The 16,054-nt window shown below is 52.7% G+C and carries 20 protein-coding genes and 1 tRNA gene; 7 read left to right on the forward strand and 14 right to left on the reverse strand.

Translation table 11 applies throughout. From position 1 onward, the window contains the following. The first annotated feature begins 280 nt into the window (after positions 1-280). Positions 281-811: a BON domain-containing protein gene (locus LAO76_21495; GenBank protein ID MBZ5493501.1), complete on the forward strand. Its 531-nt coding sequence runs from the start codon at positions 281-283 to the stop codon at positions 809-811. A 59-nt stretch (positions 812-870) separates the two neighbouring features. Here the strand turns inward: LAO76_21495 and LAO76_21500 are convergent, their stop codons facing one another. After that, positions 871-1,857 carry a hypothetical protein gene (locus LAO76_21500; GenBank protein ID MBZ5493502.1) on the reverse strand — a complete coding sequence of 329 codons (987 nt, stop codon included), beginning with the start codon at positions 1,855-1,857 and terminating at the stop codon, positions 871-873. Positions 1,858-2,067: 210 nt separating this feature from the next. On the opposite strand from LAO76_21500, the gene LAO76_21505 reads away from it, so the two are divergent. Further along, positions 2,068-2,238 carry a hypothetical protein gene (locus tag LAO76_21505; GenBank protein ID MBZ5493503.1) on the forward strand — a complete coding sequence of 57 codons (171 nt, stop codon included), beginning with the start codon at positions 2,068-2,070 and terminating at the stop codon, positions 2,236-2,238. Positions 2,239-2,353: 115 nt separating this feature from the next. On the opposite strand, the gene LAO76_21510 is transcribed toward LAO76_21505, so the two are convergent. From LAO76_21510 to LAO76_21555, 10 genes are all read right to left on the reverse strand, one after another. Continuing rightward, positions 2,354-3,625, reverse strand: a complete 1,272-nt coding sequence (locus tag LAO76_21510; protein ID MBZ5493504.1) for a hypothetical protein — start codon at positions 3,623-3,625, stop codon at positions 2,354-2,356. A gap of 208 nt (positions 3,626-3,833) precedes the next feature. After that, positions 3,834-4,808: a phosphoesterase gene (locus tag LAO76_21515; protein ID MBZ5493505.1), complete on the reverse strand. Its 975-nt coding sequence runs from the start codon at positions 4,806-4,808 to the stop codon at positions 3,834-3,836. Between the two features lie 149 nt (positions 4,809-4,957). Beyond that, entirely contained in the window at positions 4,958-5,350 is a 393-nt protein-coding gene (locus LAO76_21520; protein MBZ5493506.1) for a carboxypeptidase-like regulatory domain-containing protein, read from the reverse strand. Between the two features lie 36 nt (positions 5,351-5,386). Continuing rightward, positions 5,387-6,361: an EamA family transporter gene (locus LAO76_21525; GenBank protein ID MBZ5493507.1), complete on the reverse strand. Its 975-nt coding sequence runs from the start codon at positions 6,359-6,361 to the stop codon at positions 5,387-5,389. Beyond that, complete coding sequence (locus LAO76_21530) at positions 6,351-6,506, reverse strand: glutaredoxin family protein (protein MBZ5493508.1); 156 nt, start codon at positions 6,504-6,506, stop codon at positions 6,351-6,353. Before LAO76_21530 ends, LAO76_21525 begins: the two co-directional genes overlap by 11 nt. A gap of 142 nt (positions 6,507-6,648) precedes the next feature. After that, positions 6,649-7,083, reverse strand: a complete 435-nt coding sequence (locus LAO76_21535; protein MBZ5493509.1) for an OsmC family protein — start codon at positions 7,081-7,083, stop codon at positions 6,649-6,651. A 633-nt stretch (positions 7,084-7,716) separates the two neighbouring features. Next, a complete protein-coding gene (locus tag LAO76_21540) occupies positions 7,717-8,421 on the reverse strand; it encodes a hypothetical protein (GenBank protein ID MBZ5493510.1) in 705 nt (234 codons plus the stop codon). A gap of 382 nt (positions 8,422-8,803) precedes the next feature. Then, positions 8,804-9,550, reverse strand: coding sequence for a methyltransferase domain-containing protein (locus LAO76_21545; GenBank protein MBZ5493511.1), 747 nt, complete (start codon positions 9,548-9,550; stop codon positions 8,804-8,806). A gap of 149 nt (positions 9,551-9,699) precedes the next feature. After that, entirely contained in the window at positions 9,700-10,554 is an 855-nt protein-coding gene (locus tag LAO76_21550) for a hypothetical protein (protein MBZ5493512.1), read from the reverse strand. Between the two features lie 113 nt (positions 10,555-10,667). Continuing rightward, positions 10,668-10,751 (reverse strand) — tRNA-Pro (locus tag LAO76_21555). Between the two features lie 90 nt (positions 10,752-10,841). Between LAO76_21555 and LAO76_21560 the strand changes: the two genes are divergently transcribed. Together LAO76_21560 and LAO76_21565 are read left to right on the forward strand one after the other, a co-directional pair. Further along, on the forward strand, positions 10,842-11,810 hold the full coding sequence (locus LAO76_21560) for an IS1595 family transposase (GenBank protein ID MBZ5493513.1): 969 nt from the start codon (positions 10,842-10,844) through the stop codon (positions 11,808-11,810). A gap of 161 nt (positions 11,811-11,971) precedes the next feature. Further along, positions 11,972-12,139 carry a DUF4177 domain-containing protein gene (locus LAO76_21565; GenBank protein MBZ5493514.1) on the forward strand — a complete coding sequence of 56 codons (168 nt, stop codon included), beginning with the start codon at positions 11,972-11,974 and terminating at the stop codon, positions 12,137-12,139. On the opposite strand, the gene LAO76_21570 is transcribed toward LAO76_21565, so the two are convergent. The 3 genes from LAO76_21570 to LAO76_21580 form a co-directional block, all read right to left on the reverse strand. Beyond that, a complete protein-coding gene (locus tag LAO76_21570) occupies positions 12,096-12,296 on the reverse strand; it encodes a hypothetical protein (GenBank protein MBZ5493515.1) in 201 nt (66 codons plus the stop codon). The genes LAO76_21565 and LAO76_21570 overlap by 44 nt on opposite strands. 63 nt (positions 12,297-12,359) lie before the next feature. Next, positions 12,360-12,698 carry a hypothetical protein gene (locus LAO76_21575; protein ID MBZ5493516.1) on the reverse strand — a complete coding sequence of 113 codons (339 nt, stop codon included), beginning with the start codon at positions 12,696-12,698 and terminating at the stop codon, positions 12,360-12,362. Between the two features lie 244 nt (positions 12,699-12,942). Then, positions 12,943-13,455: a hypothetical protein gene (locus LAO76_21580; GenBank protein MBZ5493517.1), complete on the reverse strand. Its 513-nt coding sequence runs from the start codon at positions 13,453-13,455 to the stop codon at positions 12,943-12,945. Between the two features lie 303 nt (positions 13,456-13,758). Here LAO76_21580 and LAO76_21585 point away from each other — a divergent pair, with 303 nt between their 5' ends. From LAO76_21585 to LAO76_21595, 3 genes are read left to right on the forward strand one after another with little or no spacing between them, the layout of a single operon-like run. Continuing rightward, positions 13,759-14,409, forward strand: coding sequence for an RNA polymerase sigma factor (locus LAO76_21585; protein ID MBZ5493518.1), 651 nt, complete (start codon positions 13,759-13,761; stop codon positions 14,407-14,409). Next, a complete protein-coding gene (locus LAO76_21590; protein MBZ5493519.1) occupies positions 14,397-15,008 on the forward strand; it encodes a hypothetical protein in 612 nt (203 codons plus the stop codon). The genes LAO76_21585 and LAO76_21590 overlap by 13 nt, the downstream gene beginning before the upstream one ends. Before the next feature lie 22 nt (positions 15,009-15,030). After that, complete coding sequence (locus tag LAO76_21595) at positions 15,031-15,951, forward strand: hypothetical protein (GenBank protein ID MBZ5493520.1); 921 nt, start codon at positions 15,031-15,033, stop codon at positions 15,949-15,951. Positions 15,952-16,054: the final 103 nt, after the last annotated feature.

The following is a 16,054-nucleotide window of genomic DNA, read 5'->3' on the forward strand; positions in this document are numbered from 1 at the left end:
CATTGTGAGGATCTGGGCCGGGGGAAGTTGATCACGATTTTACGTGCGCCATGAACCGCCACAACTAGGGATTCACCCTAGGTACCAAGCTAAACATCGCCCTAGCTGTCAACGTGATCAAGCACCAGGACGCAGCTTTTACGCATGTCAAAGGGACAAGTCAACACCAGCGTTTGTGCGTGCATCAGAAATTAAGAAAGGCAATGCCTGGCAAGTATGAAAAGAGGAAACAATGAGTAAAATCCCAGGTTTTCTGTTAGTCGGTGCACTTTGTATCGGGATGTTTGGGGTCAGTGTGGCCCAGGAACCAGCCGGCGGTAATTCTAGCAGCGGGGCGCAAAATGTTACCGGACCGCAACGCATGCAGGACAGAATCTCGCGCGAGGTTTATCACGAACTAGTGATGCTGCCGCAGCTCACCATTTTTGACAACATTCAATACAAAGTAGACGGCAACAAAGTTACGCTGATGGGACAAGTGCGAGACGCAATCCTGAAGGACTCGGCGGAAAAGACCGTCAAACACATTGAAGGCGTGGATAGCGTGAACAATCAGATTGAGATTCTGCCCCCTTCAGGGAACGATGACCGGATTCGCAGAGAAGTGGCGCGTTCGCTTTTCAATGACGAGCGGCTATTCCGCTATTCCATGGGATCAGTTCCGCCCATCCACATTATCGTGAAAGGCGGCCATGTCACGCTGGAAGGCGTTGTGAATTCGGAAGCGGACAAGAACGAGGCCCGCATTCGCGCGAACAGTGTTCCCGGAGTTTTCTCGGTAGATAACCATCTTCAAGTGCAGAAGTCCTGATTAAGCAGTTACCTTGGAAAGCGTGAAAGGGATCGAACGGAGGAGATTACTCCTCCGTTTTATTTGCGCGCGATCTTTCCGGCTGCAAGGCAGGTGGTTCCTCGGCCATCGTCGGCGGCGCGCAGGTTGTTCGTATTATCAGAGCAATAAGCCTTCCCGTGGCCTGCCACCGGCTCAGCGATAATGCGAAACGCCCGTGCGGGAGCATGCTCGCATCCGGTGAGCGTAAATCTATAGCCGTTATAAAGGCCGCCGGCAAATTCGGCATCCATGAATTTGTACATGCCTTCTTCGTCCATCCCTTTGCCAATATTCACCAGCTTGGAAAGATTGCACGTATAACCAAATCCGGGATGCATCTGGGCATACAGGTTTTCCGCCATGCCAATCATTCGCACTGCTCGCAAAGGATTCATCTTGGGGCGTTCATCAATCACAACCGGCGAAGAGCCGGGAGTGTCTTCGTCCGCGCCTGCGGCAGCCGCAGCCGCAACCGCCGGTCCCCACCATGACTTTTCTAGAATTCGGGGATCGCCCACCGGCAGCGAGGCGCTCAGGTTGACTGCTGTCAGCCGCCAGACACCGGCCTGCCGCTTAAGTTTGGCAAGTATTTTGAGACCCACGGGGATCTCACGCTCCACGCCATTGCGCACCAGATGGAGTGAAAGCGCCATGCTATCTTCGTCTCCATGCTGTTCGTCGCTGTCAACATCCACTTCGTATCGCTCATGCTGGTCGGGATTGTTGAAGGCGAAAAGGATAGGACCTATATCGAAAGACTGAAACCCGTTTGCGCCTGCGGATTTTGCCCCCGTTAAGGCTAAGAGTGGGTTGGGTGCGTTGTCGACCGAACCCTTCATCAGATTCTGGAGCTTACTCTGCATTTCCAGCGTAAGATGCTTCTTGAATGGCGCTTCGCCTCCTGAAAACATCTCAATCAGGGCCTGACGCGGCGACTGATCATGCATCGCAGAGCGCTGTGCCAAGGCGCTGCCCATAAAGACAAACGCGGCGCAGATCGCCAGCCGGAATCTGGGACGGAACATTTATTTCTCCAGGAACCTAATTGACGCAAGCTTAGAGCATTGTCTCTTCCACAGACAACGCCAAAACAACCTTACGCAGGTAACTTTGGGGCAAGGCTCATATGTGCTTCTGGCTGGTAAAAGATCAGGTACCCCCTGGGCCTTAACGGCATTTTGCCGGTGCTGTTGGCGCGTTGCCGCTGAAATGAGAGCGCGCGGGGATATTACTTGGTGACGACCCGGTCCTTTGATAAGGCGGTAACCGGCTTGGGCTCAGAGATATTCATGCGTGTGCCACAAACCGAGCAGTACACCCAGCCGGCGTGCTCCACGACGGAGGGAACAGTCCTGAACTTGCGCATGCATTTGGGGCACTGGACGTCGACGATATGGACCAACTGAAGACCCTGACTTGTAGATTTGAGATGTTGATAGCCTACCAATGTAATGACCTGCCTGACAATATTACGTCCGATTAATTTTCAAAACTTTACTGATTTTTTTAGAGTACTGGGCGTTATCGAGTAACGCCATTGCTGGCAACCACTCGCGCCACAGCCAGCATGGCAATGGCCTGGGCGGAACTGTCACGCAGCTTTTGCGCCCGAGACAACGCATTCAATGAATCCACCTGTGCTGCCGCCTCGCTGATCTCCTGCACCACGGCCGCTGCATTCTGCTCTGGCGTGCGCGCATCCCAGACTTCATCGGCGGCGCTGAACGCCATGTCAAAGTACTTGCTTGCCTGCTGCTTGTTGCCGCCTGTGCCCGTTGCAAAGCCGTCGGCTGCGGCTTCACGCGCCCGCTGGCTAGCAGGCAAACTGCGAAGGCGCTCGGTCTGGTCAGTGGCTTTGTTATCCATTGCGGAAAGAATTGAGACGCTCTCCTGCTCCGGACGTTGAATTTCACGCTGCTCGCCGGCATTTTGTACCGTGGTATTGGCCACCACGTCAGACTCCAGCGCTTTCTGGTAGCCTTCCGCGCCCAGAGCCTTCTGCATCGCTTGTGTGGTGATGGTGATTGAAAGCGTGCGCAGAGGCGAGTCGTCAATCTTTCCCAGCCATGTTAGAAGCTGCAAGCCGCTCTTGGCTGCAATGTCCTTATTCACCGAACCGGACATCTGCATGTACATTGCTGCAATATTCTCCGCTTCTGCGGCGTTTTCTTTTGGGTCCGGCAGCGAATCAAACATTTTTGCGAAATGCTGCTGTGACCATGCCGAGCTTTCGCCCTGCGCTGCCATTACCGCCATCAGGGCGCGCGAAGCCACAATGTTCTTCTCCAAACCGGCATCCAGCTTGCGTGAAACGGGATCCAGAGTCTGCTTGGGACAACTTGTAACTGCGCCAATCAGTGATTGCTCCGCGCGCAGCACAGCGCTGTCCGGCAGGTTTTCCACAAAGTTAAGGGCGGCGGCGCAATCCACCAAACCGCTGGACATCATGGAGACAGCGGGCGTTTGCCCAATCCGAACCAGATCAGTTTCAATGCGTGCCCCTTCATGCCAAAATCCGCGCGCCATCTTTTTATCGATGGGAGAGACTACATCGGCGGCTGAGGAGAGAACGCGCAACCTGTCCTGCGGATCAGATTCGGGCAATGCAACCGCCATTTTTACCGTGTCGATCACAAACTTCTGCTCGCGCGTAAGTTTGGCCGGGGTTGCAGGCGCGTTGGCCTGAGGTTTTGCCGATCTCTTCAGGCTTGGATTGCTCTGCTGCTGGGCCGTCCCAGTCAGAGAAAGACCAAGGACAACAACAGCAGCCAGACACTTATGTATGCTCTGCACTGCTCTTAGACTCCAAAATTGTTTGATGCTCACCTGCCGGTGAGGACTGTCCTGAGGTTAACCAAGCATCTACTCTGCTTCAATCTTTTAGCAGAGCTCCACATAACATTCCCGAATCAGGAATTAGATGAGAACTAAGTAGCTTTCTTAACCCGAAAGACTATCGGCCACAGAGGGGAAGATGGGAAATTTCGTTACGCAACTGAGGTTATTTGACCACAGCTGATTCGGCGTTCCGGAGTTCAGCCACAATTTCCGCTGCTGCCGTACGCGCCAGATCGCCTTTATCGGGCGGAAAAGAGATAGCGCCCACCCGAGCATGTCCTCCACCGCCATAGCGCTCACAGACTTTTGCCAGGTTCACCATGTTCTGGCGATTAGTCCACGGATTTGACCCGACAGAGACTTTCACGCGGAAGCTGCTGCTGCTTAGCCCAACGCTGTAAACCGAATCGCGGTGCAGATAATAAGGAATGAATTTGTTGTAGCCTTCCAGGTCCTGATCACTAATGTCAAAGTAAATGGTTCCCTGTTTGCACTCTGAACGCTGGCGCAGGATATCAATCGAACGGCGATGGCGCGCCATGAGCGGTGGAACAACCGTGGCGACAAAAGGCTCCTTCAGAACGTCAGCCAGTGGCTCACTCACCAGATGCGGGATCAGGCGCGGAAGGAAATCAGGATCGTTGGTGGACTCAATGGCCATGGTGAGTTTCATGGCGGGCTCGGCCATTTCCACCGCTTCTTCCGGACTGTGAAACTGTGCGCCATCAATAATATCGGCCCAGCGAATCAGCTCTTCCACGGGACGCGGATCAAAACCAAATTTCTGCTCCGCCACATGCGCCAGAAACTTGGTGCATGATTTGTATTCAGGATCAAAAAATTTCCGGCTCTTATCGCTCAGGCGATAGTGCTCCTCATCTTCCGGCGAGAGAAATGCGCTCTGGTGATGGTCAAACCACCAGGTAATCTTTGGCGAAGCGGAATACTTAAAGTCGACAATGGCATTCTCATCGCCATCAAAATCTGCTTCATTGAAGAGCGCGCCCGCGCGATGCACCAGGCCGGTGAACTGGAAGTCCACGTCTGACCGTATGCGTTCGCGGTAGAAGCGCGAAAACAGCGCAGCCGAGGCCGTCCCGTCAAAACATTTGCCGTGAAAAAAGACCCTGACTTTCAAAAGACCTTTCTCTGCTCTTCAAAATATGGCATTAAGTAAAGCTACTAGAAATGACATTCCCGCGCGGTAATGTCAAGCAGGTACACGCCTTTGTGGTGCTGAATACTGCTCTTTGGTGCGGACGGCGGCCTTGATAGGCTGTCAATCGTTCATTTGTAAATGGAAAGCTGCTCAGCCGGTTTTTGCAACTTGATGGTGAATTCATGATTAGGCTGATTGATGCTGAAATCTTCTCCGTACGTCCTGAACCCCGGCGCGATCACCTGAATGCGGACTTTGCCATAAGGAATGCCGCTTGCTTCCGCTTTGCCGTCTTCATGGGTCTTAAGCTCCAGACCTTCCTGCTTTGCTTTGCCATGGTTATCGATCAAGTGAATCACCACTTCAGCATTTTTCACCGGCTTGCCGCTCGAATTCCTGATCACGGTCATATTTACGGAAGCGGTCTTCTGTTCGGGCTCAGGCGGCTTTTTTTTGGCAAGCGCAGCCGCCGGCAGAAGCATACAAAACAGGCACACAAGGGTAAGACGCTGGATATTCATGGCTGCTGCTATTTTACAGCCAGAGCGGCTTATACCCTAGCCCGCCGGTGCAGGACGGCCCGCCACTCGCCGCCTCAATTGGACCATTACGGTGGCAACCAGCACGGCCACAATTCCTACGATCTGCAACGCCCGCAGCGTTTCACCCACAAAAAGCACCGCAAAAACAATGGCGAACACCGGCTCCAGGCAACTGGTGATAACGGCGCGTGTGGGATCAAGGTATTTCAACCCGCTGAGATAAAGCATGTAAGGCAGCACCATGGAGAGACAGGCAAAGACAAACAGAAATCCCCATTGCCGTCCGCTGAAATCCTGTGCCATCAGCTTCCACGGAGGATCAACCACGGTCCACAAGACCGCCGCGCCCAGCAGCAGATAAAACATGACGGTGAACTGGTGGTTTCTCGTCACCAGCCCTTGTGCTGCGACGTTATAAAAAGCGTAGCCAAACGACGCCAGCAAAGCGGACGACACGGCAATCAAATTGAATTTTACGCCGGTCTGGAAGACCCCAATCGCAAGGGCGGTTCCGATCATCGCTACCAGCGTTGCCGCGGTACGCTGAACTGTTGCCCGTTCCCTGCCCCGCGCGACCATGTAAATCAATACCCAGAGCGGCGCGGTGTATTGGATCGTAATCGCCAGTGAGACAGTCGATTTCTTGACGGCAAAATAATAGAAAAAATTGGAGCAGGCCACGCCCAGTGTGCCGACAAGCGCGCACAACATCAGGTCACGCCGAGTGATGGAAAAGATACGGCGGCCAAATCGCAGCAAGAGAATGGGACCAAAAACCAGGACGGTAAAAGTGGTCCGGGCTTGCGTGAGCACTACAGGTGAAATCAAGGCATGGCCGGCAAAGAGGCTGCCGTTAAAAATCGCCTTGCCAACTACAGCGGCGGCTCCCCAGCAGAACGTTGCCGTGGCCACAAAGAAATAGCCCCGCCATGGATGTTGATGCTCCGGCGCGGGGCTTATTGACTGTTGGGCAGCGGACTCACTCGGCAAGCATCGCGTCCAGGCGCTCAGGATCAAAGCCGACCATGACTTTTTCTCCGACGACGATGGTTGGCGTGGAACGGCTCTTATAGGTGCGGACCAGCTCAAAAACCGCCTGCTGGTCAGAACTAACGTCTTTCACTTGAAACTCAATACCTTTCTCCGAAAGGTAGGACTCAGCCCATGAGCAGGGCGGTCAACCCGGCTGGCTGTACACCACAACTTTCTTTTGCGACATGAAAGGAACTTCCCCCCTTTGTGTGGATTAGATTCTTTCCGCTACCGCAATGTTTCTTTTATTTCTTTGCCGGAGCAAGCGTTTCCGCACCTGAAAGATGCACTTCAGTAACGATCTTTGCCGTACATTTCAGCATCGCAGAGACGCCGCAATACTTTTCTTCAGACAGCCTCACCGCGTCTTCCACCGCCTTGCGTGAAACCTGCCCGGAAACTGTATAGATAAGCTTGATCGAAGTATAGACCGTGGGCGCTTCCGTCGCGCGAACTGCCTCGGCCTTCACGTGCACGCCGACGAATGGCTCACGCTTCTTGCGCAGGATGCTCACGACATCGGTGGCGGTGCAAGCGCACAGGCCCATCAGGACCATTTCCATGGGACCTGCAGCAGTGTTGCGCTGGCGGTCGGAATCGATCACGATGGCATGGCCGCTGCTGGCATTGGCGACAAATCTCTCGCCATCTGTCCACGTTACCTGCGCTTCAACGTTCATGGTCCCTGATCCCTCCCCCTAGCCGCGAAAACTCTATCATACGGCAGCCGAGTCATCACAGGTGCCTTCAAAGGTCCGGTAACGAGCGATTCCGTCTGTTGTCGTGTGATGGGAGTGAGAGTCAGGGAACACACACATTTCCCATCGTCGGACTTATGGTCCACCAAGGAAAATGTGAGGTTCCTTTTGCTTTCCGCAAACTTGAAAGGGGATCATAGTGACCCGACGAAGCGGGGGATGGCAGTGCTTCAGATAACCCGCTATCGTCGGTACAAGAGAAGCTAATCCGGCACTGAGTGACAATCTTTGGTTTGCAGGATGTCTGAAGGAGATCTTTCGGGGCTAAAACGATTTCGGGACTATTGGCTGGCAGAGTACGATCGGACACAATGGCATTCAGCGAAGAATTGCTACGCAGACGTCTATGACATTTTCATGTACTCGCTTCCGCTAGCTCAGGAGAAAATACTCGTGCTGTTTCTGTCTCAGCCCGGCGCGCCGGGGAGCAGCCGGCGGAACACATGCTCTGGCGCCGCGCGTGGTACCTTGAATTTTAGTCAGGGTGTCAGATCAAGTGTGAGCTACACATGATCGGGATTAGTACCCAAGCTTCACTGGAACGCGGATTTCCGACTACACGGGACCGCGGATGCTTTTGGCAACAACACCTTTTAATACTGCCACAATCAGATCTTGATGTTTCCCGCACCATTGCTCAATTCGAAACCAGACCTGCTTCCATTTTAATTGGGATGTATCAAACTTCTCTGATAATAACTGCTGCTCCAATTCGTCAAGTAACTCCAGGCAACGGTCGGGTTCGAGCCCTCCGAACCGCAATACGAATTCTGGAGAAGTGTAAGTATTCCCATTTTTGATCACGACACCTTCATCCGTACGCTCCCGGTATGGCAAAATAGGTCGCTTGGAAAAAAATGCAACATAAGGTCCCGCCGAATAGCTAAGTGAAAGCCCGTGGCAAATCAGCCTAGCACGCTCGATGTCATAGCTTCCTTGCGAGGCTTGTTGCGCGCCCTTCTCGAAGTGCTCTGTTGTGAACTTCTTTAACTCTTCTACTGAACTGATATGGTGGCCGATGGCGGCAATGACTTCTGAATCTACTAACCTCCCATAACCAAACCAATCGTGGTAAAACCAGAATGTCAAATGATCATCGCCGATGATCTCACCGACTCTTTTAAAGCGGTTGAAGAATTTGTATGCGCCCGCAAGTCCTACCTTATTGAACCACTCATAATCTGGAATCAGGAGCGCAGAGTACGTCTTGTATCCTTCAGGCACATCCATGAACTGGTTATATATTTCATGTTTTGCCATAAGAGTCACCAGCCACTATCCGCGAGACCACGACCAAGCGAGGATAGCATAAGAATTCATTGGCGGTTCGGCGTCGTTCACCCGTCCTCCTCCGATTGTCAGTGTCGGCGATCAGGAAATTATCAGAAACGGGCTTCCTCGGAAGCGCCTAGGCCATTACGAGCAGATTGATGCCAAGCCGGAACCAATCCAGGTCCGAGATTATTCTCCTGGACGAAGAAATTTGTCTAAGACTCCTTGGGTGTCCAATAACTGAAAAGTAGACAAATCCATCCGATCGTTGAAGCAACCTGCTTTCTATCACAAAAAAATAATGGAACCATCTTCGGGATCGAGTACTGGGCCTCGTCTGTCAGGGCTCAAGCCACGGCTACAACCATTTTCATTGATTCGATTTCCGCGCCACAGCGATCAGCCGCTGCGCGTCGAGGCCATAGGGCGACCCCTGTTGATCGCCAAATAACTGCACTTGATTGAAGCCGCAGTCAAATAGCCGATCCTTGAGTTCTCGGCCCGAATAGATGGTGTGTTCAAAGGCGAAGCTGCGCGAACGGCCATCTTTCACCAGCGTCCATTCAGAGCGGATTCGGGTCCAATCGTTGAGAATCTGGGGACGCTGAAAAATCAGCGAGCCATCCGCCAGTTCGTTGCACATGGTATCTTTCCAGACGCGCGCCAGACGCTCTTTGCCCAGCATTTCCATAATGAGGACGCCGTTTTCTTTGAGACTTTGGTGAATGTTGCGCAGCACGCGCAAATCGTCCTGCTCATCTTCAAAGTATCCGAACGAGGTAAAGAGGCTGCAGGCCAGATCAAAGCTTGCGGGCCGAACGAAATCGCGCATGTCCTGCTCTACCCATTCGATTGCATCGCCAGACTTGGCTGCATGTTCACGGGCCTTGGCCAGCAGAAAAGGAGAGCGGTCAACGCCTGTGACTTTGAATCCTCGGCGGGCGAGTTCAACGGAGTGGCGTCCCGGCCCGCAGCAGAGATCGAGCACACTGCCGCCGCTGCATTGCGTCAAGGCAAGAATGCGAGTCACTTCGTCCGGGGTGGCGGCAAACCGCTCATCGGAAAACATGAAAGGATAAAAATCCCGCCAGAAATCGTCATTTTCAAACCATTCCATAGGCAAAGAGTTTAGCGTAACTGAGGTTTTATCTTCGGTTAACGGTAATTTGAAATCGGAAGTATGCACTTTACGCAAGGGCGTTCTGTGCGTCAACCGTGGCCAAACGGGGAAGGGGCTGTGAGATGACCCCGAAAACCCTTTCCCTGTTACGTTTGTTTTGTTTCGTCCGGCGGGTTTTTCAGGGCTGTAAGCGTTCCACTGCCCGTAGAAGTTCCGTCCGACCTTCCACCAATGCTTACAGCCATCCTTGTGTCGAAATCACACGGTACAAACTTTGGGAATCCCTCAGGCACGGGTACAAGTGGGCACCGATTGTACTTGTAACAATAGTCCTCTGTTTTATCGTCCCATGCTATGCGACCACGAACACGCAGCGTGTCACCGTCCAACCTTTGCAACAACTCTGCACTGATGCCAACGTGAGACGTAATGGAGAAATCTCTTTTGCCGTTAGCAGGTACCATCATGGCAATACTGCCCTGATATTTAGTGGTGTTCCCGGCAAGGTCTACTTCCATAGTCATAGAAACGCGCTTAGCGGTCAGTCCCGAGTTTACGACGGTAACGAAAAATACTTGCATGTTACTTTCTGCCAACTCGGCGGCGGTTCTGACGTTATCAACATGGACACCTCCCTCCATCAGGCGCAGTTGCGCGGTAGAGATGGCGGACTGCTCTTTGGTTTCCTTGAGTATCCCGCTAGTAATACGAACGTAAAGGGCCGTGATAATGGCCAGAAAAAGGGTGATAACATCTTGCACCCACTCAGCAGCAGTAAGACCCAAAAGCCTTGGTTGCTCTTGTGCGGCACGATCATATTTTTTGGATGTCTCCCCTTGTCGATCATCGCAGGGGGAAAAATTTGTGACGGTAGATACTTGATCGCCAATGTTTACATTGCCACGGCTGTGCTTGTCGGGATTAGCGGGCTGATTATCGGCTTGTGTGCCTTCTGACAAGAACAGAGATAGTGATATTGCGAGGATGCCCAGAACGTACATGAGGCGCAATTTTAGCAGAGAAAACGTAGCACACTTAAGACGGTTGTACTGTCAACTATTTGACGTGTAACATTGTTTCAGGAATTGGCAGCAGCAATGCTTCCAATTGGACGTGCGGGAGAGGGGATTTGAACCCCCACGGCGTTTCCGCCAGCAGAGTCCAAGTCTGCTGCGTATACCAGTTTCGCCACTCCCGCACGTTTCATATATTACCAAAGACTCCCACAAAATCAGACACACTCAATTTTATACTTGACACAACATTGCGTTAGGTATAAAGTTGTTTTATGAAATCCAAGAGCTACAAAAAGCACAGCCTCTCAAACTCAGAAGTTATCCGCGCAATCCCATTGGCCTGTTCCGATGAGGTTGCAGCAGTAGAGTTTTTCGAGGCACAGCGTTGGGGTAGCACTCCCGCATGTGTCCATTGTGGCAGTGTTGATGTGTACAAGATGGTAGAAGCGGGAACGGGAGAGCGTAGCAAGCGTTTCCTGTGGCGTTGCAAGGATTGCAAGGCGCAATTCACGGTACGCATTGGAACGGTCTATGAGGAATCCAGACTGCCCCTTCGTCATTGGGCCTATGCGTTCTGGAGAGCCGCAACATCAAAGAAAGGCGTATCCGCGCTGGAGATCAAACGGCATTGCCAGATAAGCTACAAGTCGGCATTGTTCTTAATGAATCGCATTCGCTTTGCGATGGCCGATAATGACGCGCCCAAACTCAGCGGCACGGTTGAATGTGATGAAACGTACATCGGGCCGCGCAAGCCACGTTACAAAGGCACCAGCAAGCGCGGAAGGGGAACCAGTAAGACTCCCGTGTTCTGTGCTGTACAGCGTGACGGAGAAATTCGTCGGCGCATTGTGGCAGATGTAACAACGGAAACCATAGAGGCTGCAATCCGCGAAGAAGTAGACAGATGCGCGCATTTAGTCACAGATGAGTTTTCGGCATACAGACGCATTGGCCCAGAGTACGCAAGTCACAGCACCGTATGCCACGCAACAAAAGAGTATGCCCGTGGCGACATCCACACAAACACAGCAGAGAGCAGCCATGCTCTAGTGAAACGTGGAATCGTCGGCATCTATCACAACGTAAGCACTGAATATTTACATCGGTATCTGTGGCAGTTTGATTTTCTTTGGAACAATCGCCAGTTGAATGACGGAGAGCGTACCATCTTGGCAGTGCAATCAGCGGAAGGGAAACGCATGATGTATAAACCGCCAGTTACGGGAGAGGCGGCATGATAAAGACTAAACGCAAGAAACGTAAAAGCACTAAGAGAGGGGCAACTCCCGGCCCTAAGCCAGATACCCTCAAGATCGAGGGCAAATGGCAGGACGCGGTTAAGAAATCTCTCACCAAGAAAAAGCCCGCTAGTGGATGGCCTAAGGATTAGACTCAGGACATGCAGAATGAAGATTTATTTCAATACCAAACAATCGAAGGTAGACACGACCAGATAACAGACGCAATCAACGAATTTGCGAAAGATGGCTGGCGCGTTGTCGGCTTTACTTGTGTGGCGACGACTAAGCCTTGGCTATTTGTTGCGCTTCTGGAAAAGAAGAGATAAGGGACTTGAGAAGTTCTGCTTTTGAATTTTTTGGGTAGGGATACAGTACCTCTGCAATGCTACCGGCCCTCATAACACTTTCAATTGCTGCCGTATCTGTGCCTGTGATATGCCGCGCATACGCCAAAATCATAATGTCATATTTGTGATCTTCCATTTTGTTCTCCAATAAAAATCCCGCCCCAATCGCGGGGCGGGTCATTTTGTTAAAGGCTATCTTTTACTTTTTCTTGCGTTGCTTAGCGAGTTGCTTTTTACGTTCTTTAGCTTGAATGAAAACGTCATCTGGGTCACGCAAGTGCTTTTCCCAGCGTTGCCGTGCCTTCCCGTACTCACCCCAATCGTCTAGCTCAATCTGGTGCAGGTCTTCGAGAAATTGTTGGTTAAACTCAGCTTGTAATTCTTGAGCAAAACCGGGAAACAGCTTTGCAACTTTGGATTTAAACAGCCCTGTTTTCTGTAGCGTGTGAAGGTGCTGGATGACTTCGTTAAAGGCAGTATTGAGGCTGGACAGAGTTTCATAAACGCCAGCCTTTTGGGTAACATCAAGGACAGCCATGATTCGCCTTTCTAGCAAAGGTGATTTGTGGTCAGGGACGGGTCGGCGTTCACGCGCTGGCCTGTCCTGTTTCCGCTTATAACGTGTCCCTGAGTCTAAAGCAACGAAATAATTGCGAATCTGTTGGGCCTAACTGCCCTTGCGTAAAGTACATACTTCCGTTTGAAATTGGGCCAAGCGTGAATGTGGCTTTGGTTTGAGCTGATTCTCTTTCCTTCAAGGATGGTTTGCGGCCGACAGCAGCTCAGCGCTGACTCTCTTCCGGAGGTTCAGGAGTGGGAATTATCCGCCAGGAAATCGTACACCACCTGTGCTGCTCGAAATCATCCACATGAAAGGTCACATAAAAATCAGCGGTTTCGTCTTTCACGTGTAAGAGGTACATGTGGCCAAGGATGACTTTGGCATATTCCCCAGAACGCGTCCATGCTCCATGCGGATCGGGCGTGACAACGACTGTCGGTTGCCATTTCTTCCCTTTCTCAACTAGCGGGCGCGGTTCGAGGACAGGAATGGGATAGTCGTCATCCCAGTCAAACTTGCCCAGATCCTGAATGACCGAGCGGGTTTCTGGTCCAAAGTGAAGCCCAAACCAGTCCTCGTCATTGATGATCCAGCCGCCATAGCTGAGGTCCCAATCCTTTGTACTTTTGGTGATATCTTTTGTCGCACCGCGCTTGAAACTGAAAAGTGATTTACCCTCGTCATAATGTTTTGTGACGGGATCAACCGCTGGATAAAGTGTGAACGTGGGCATTGACGCATTTAGCCCACTTACCGCAACAAGGACAAAGAGGAGAATTCGGCAGCAGCGTATTGCCATACGATCTGGCCTCCGCGTAACCAAATAATTTTAAACCCGCTCAGCTTGAAAGAGTAGACTGGACGCAAACACAACGAGCCAATCTTCCGACTCCAGGCAGCTCCCTATTTTGCTCTTTCTAAGACGTGCCCATTACGATTTGGCCAATCCTCCCTGGGCCTCGATAACTGAAAGCTTCCCTGACCGTCTCATGCTGAGGCGACTGAGTGGCTACCTCCGATCAATCACAAAAAATAAATGGAACGATTTGCCCAATTCGAGCAATGGATAACAGGAGCGAGGGCAGCGCCCAGCAAAGCCATGGCAGAATCGCCAGTCGAAGATCAGGAGCTGCTGCGGCAGCTTCGCAAAGGAAATGAGACGGCGTTTACCGCGCTCTATGAGCGGTACCAGGGGGCTATTTACCGGTTTGCGCTGCACATGAGTGGCAATAACGCCACGGCGGAGGAAGTAACGCAGGAAGTGTTTATGCTGCTGATCGGGAACCCGAAGGGATATCAGGCGGACAAAGGAGCTTTAGGCAACTATCTGTTCGGTGTGGCGCGCAACTTGACCCGGCGAGTGATACAGCGGTCGCGGCTGGATCTGCCAATTGAAGAGGAATGGCTGGATAGCGGAGATTCGGGGTTCACCAGCGATCTGGATGTTCTTTCCGAACTCAGCAACACTGAGCTGCTGGAGTTGCTGCGCAAAGCGGTGCTGGCATTGCCGGAGCAATACCGCGAGGTGGTTGCGCTGTGTGACCTGGAAGAGATGAGCTACGCCGATGCGGGGGCGCTGCTGGAGTGTTCGCCTGGAACGGTGGCCTCGCGGCTGCATCGTGCGCGGGCGATGTTGAAAGCCAAGTTGTTGAAAATCAGGTTGAGCTGGCAAAAATGCGTGAAATAGATCCACAATCCGGAGATCCACTGAAAGATGCCACAGGGGATGCGCGACTAAGCGAGGCGCTGCGCGGAATGGCTGTCTCGGCGCGGCAGGGCGCACCGGCCGAAATTGGCGCTGGCCTGGCGGCGGCATTCCGACGCCATCATGCGCGACGCAGGCTGGTACGGCGGGTTAGCATCGGCACGATAGCGGCAGGTTTAGTAGTAGTGGCCGCCCTGATGTCTTTGGGATCGCGCGCACCACATCAAGTGCCGGGACAAGAAATCGTGAAAGAACAACCGAACGGCGTTCCAGCAAAATCTCCGGACGTCGCAAACGTCGCCAAGGTGAACACAACGCCACCACGATCTGTGAAGAAGCAAGCAAAGCCGAAGGCCGCGAACAGCAGCCTTGCCTCTTCCGGACGCCAGTTCCTTGCTCTGCCCGGATACGATCCCTCTGTTCCGGCTGACGAACTCCATGTGGTGCGGGTGCAGGTGCCCGCAAGCGCGCTCTGGCAGATGGGCGCTCCGGTAAGCCCCGATCTAGGATCGCGAAGATTTATGGCCGATTTTGTGGTGAGCCAGGATGGAACGCCCTACGCCGTGAGATTAGTGCAATAACAATTTTTCAAGGAGAGTATCTATGAATCGAATTGCTGTTTTATTGCTCAGCGGATGCGTGCTTGCAGCGAGCGTTGCTGCGCAGGAATCCGCGCAGAAGGAGAAGCGCACCTTCACGTTCACGCAGGATGAACCCATCACCATGATGGCGCCATTTGGAATGATGCAGAGCGAGCGCGTGCCGGAAGGCAAGATTGAATTCTTCTCGGCGGAAATGGCCGGCGCGGGCGAAGTGGTAACGGGAGCACCCTATTCCGCCACAGCGACCACGGAAAGCACACAGGTATTGGCGGACGGCAACAGGATTGTGAATAAGACATCGTCTTTTGTGGCGCGTGACAGCCAGGGGCGCACGCGGCGCGAAACCGATCTGCGTCGCATCGGTCTCATGCCGGTGGATAGCCCTAAGACCATCTTTATCAACGATCCCACCACACATACCCAGTACATCTTCGCTCCCGGAGGCGAAGCCACAAAGGTGGTACGCAGCGAAGGCAGCTGGAAAGAGGGGCCACAGATCATTGAGCTCGGCGGCCAGCGCGAGCGTCGCTTGAAAGAAAAAGTCATGATAAACGTGCAGGGCGCAAATGAGGCTCTGCAAAGCAAGGAAAGCAGCGAGCAGGTTAAACATGAAGACCTGGGAACGCAGACGATTGAAGGCGTCTCCGCCCAAGGCAAGCGCGAAACAGTAACGATTCCCGCAGGCCAGATCGGTAACGAGCGGCCAATTGAGATCGTTACGGAGACATGGTTCTCACCTGAGCTGCACACCATGGTGCTGAGAAAGCATTCTGACCCGCGCACGGGAGACAGCACCTATCGGCTGACGGACATCAAGCGCAACGAACCGGATGCTTCGCTCTTTCAACCCCCGCCGGGAGCCAAGGTTTCAGTTGAGCGGCAGCTGGAAATGCACAAAGAAATTGCTCCTTCCAAAGAGTAGCCTCTTCTCTCCTCTTTTGGTTGGTGAAGGCCGGGCTGAAACGCCCGGTTTTTTGATCGCTGCGCAGCGCGAAAAAACAATTGGCCGCGAATGAACGCGAAAG

The organism is Terriglobia bacterium, from assembly GCA_020072645.1.
GTDB lineage: Bacteria > Acidobacteriota > Terriglobia > Terriglobales > Acidobacteriaceae > Angelobacter.

Excerpts from the sequence above, each read along its gene's own strand:
- LAO76_21495 (MBZ5493501.1), top strand. The coding sequence starts at position 281 with ATGTTTGGGGTCAGTGTGGCCCAGGAACCAGCCGGCGGTAATTCTAGC.
- LAO76_21575 (MBZ5493516.1), bottom strand. The coding sequence starts at position 12,698 with ATGGCTGTCCTTGATGTTACCCAAAAGGCTGGCGTTTATGAAACTCTG.
- LAO76_21520 (MBZ5493506.1), bottom strand. The coding sequence starts at position 5,350 with ATGAATATCCAGCGTCTTACCCTTGTGTGCCTGTTTTGTATGCTTCTG.
- LAO76_21545 (MBZ5493511.1), bottom strand. The coding sequence starts at position 9,550 with ATGGAATGGTTTGAAAATGACGATTTCTGGCGGGATTTTTATCCTTTC.
- LAO76_21535 (MBZ5493509.1), bottom strand. The coding sequence starts at position 7,083 with ATGAACGTTGAAGCGCAGGTAACGTGGACAGATGGCGAGAGATTTGTC.
- LAO76_21590 (MBZ5493519.1), top strand. The coding sequence starts at position 14,397 with ATGCGTGAAATAGATCCACAATCCGGAGATCCACTGAAAGATGCCACA.
- LAO76_21570 (MBZ5493515.1), bottom strand. The coding sequence starts at position 12,296 with ATGGAAGATCACAAATATGACATTATGATTTTGGCGTATGCGCGGCAT.
- LAO76_21500 (MBZ5493502.1), bottom strand. The coding sequence starts at position 1,857 with ATGTTCCGTCCCAGATTCCGGCTGGCGATCTGCGCCGCGTTTGTCTTT.
- LAO76_21595 (MBZ5493520.1), top strand. The coding sequence starts at position 15,031 with ATGAATCGAATTGCTGTTTTATTGCTCAGCGGATGCGTGCTTGCAGCG.
- LAO76_21565 (MBZ5493514.1), top strand. The coding sequence starts at position 11,972 with ATGCAGAATGAAGATTTATTTCAATACCAAACAATCGAAGGTAGACAC.
- LAO76_21580 (MBZ5493517.1), bottom strand. The coding sequence starts at position 13,455 with ATGCCCACGTTCACACTTTATCCAGCGGTTGATCCCGTCACAAAACAT.
- LAO76_21550 (MBZ5493512.1), bottom strand. The coding sequence starts at position 10,554 with ATGTACGTTCTGGGCATCCTCGCAATATCACTATCTCTGTTCTTGTCA.
- LAO76_21585 (MBZ5493518.1), top strand. The coding sequence starts at position 13,759 with ATGGAACGATTTGCCCAATTCGAGCAATGGATAACAGGAGCGAGGGCA.
- LAO76_21560 (MBZ5493513.1), top strand. The coding sequence starts at position 10,842 with ATGAAATCCAAGAGCTACAAAAAGCACAGCCTCTCAAACTCAGAAGTT.
- LAO76_21540 (MBZ5493510.1), bottom strand. The coding sequence starts at position 8,421 with ATGGCAAAACATGAAATATATAACCAGTTCATGGATGTGCCTGAAGGA.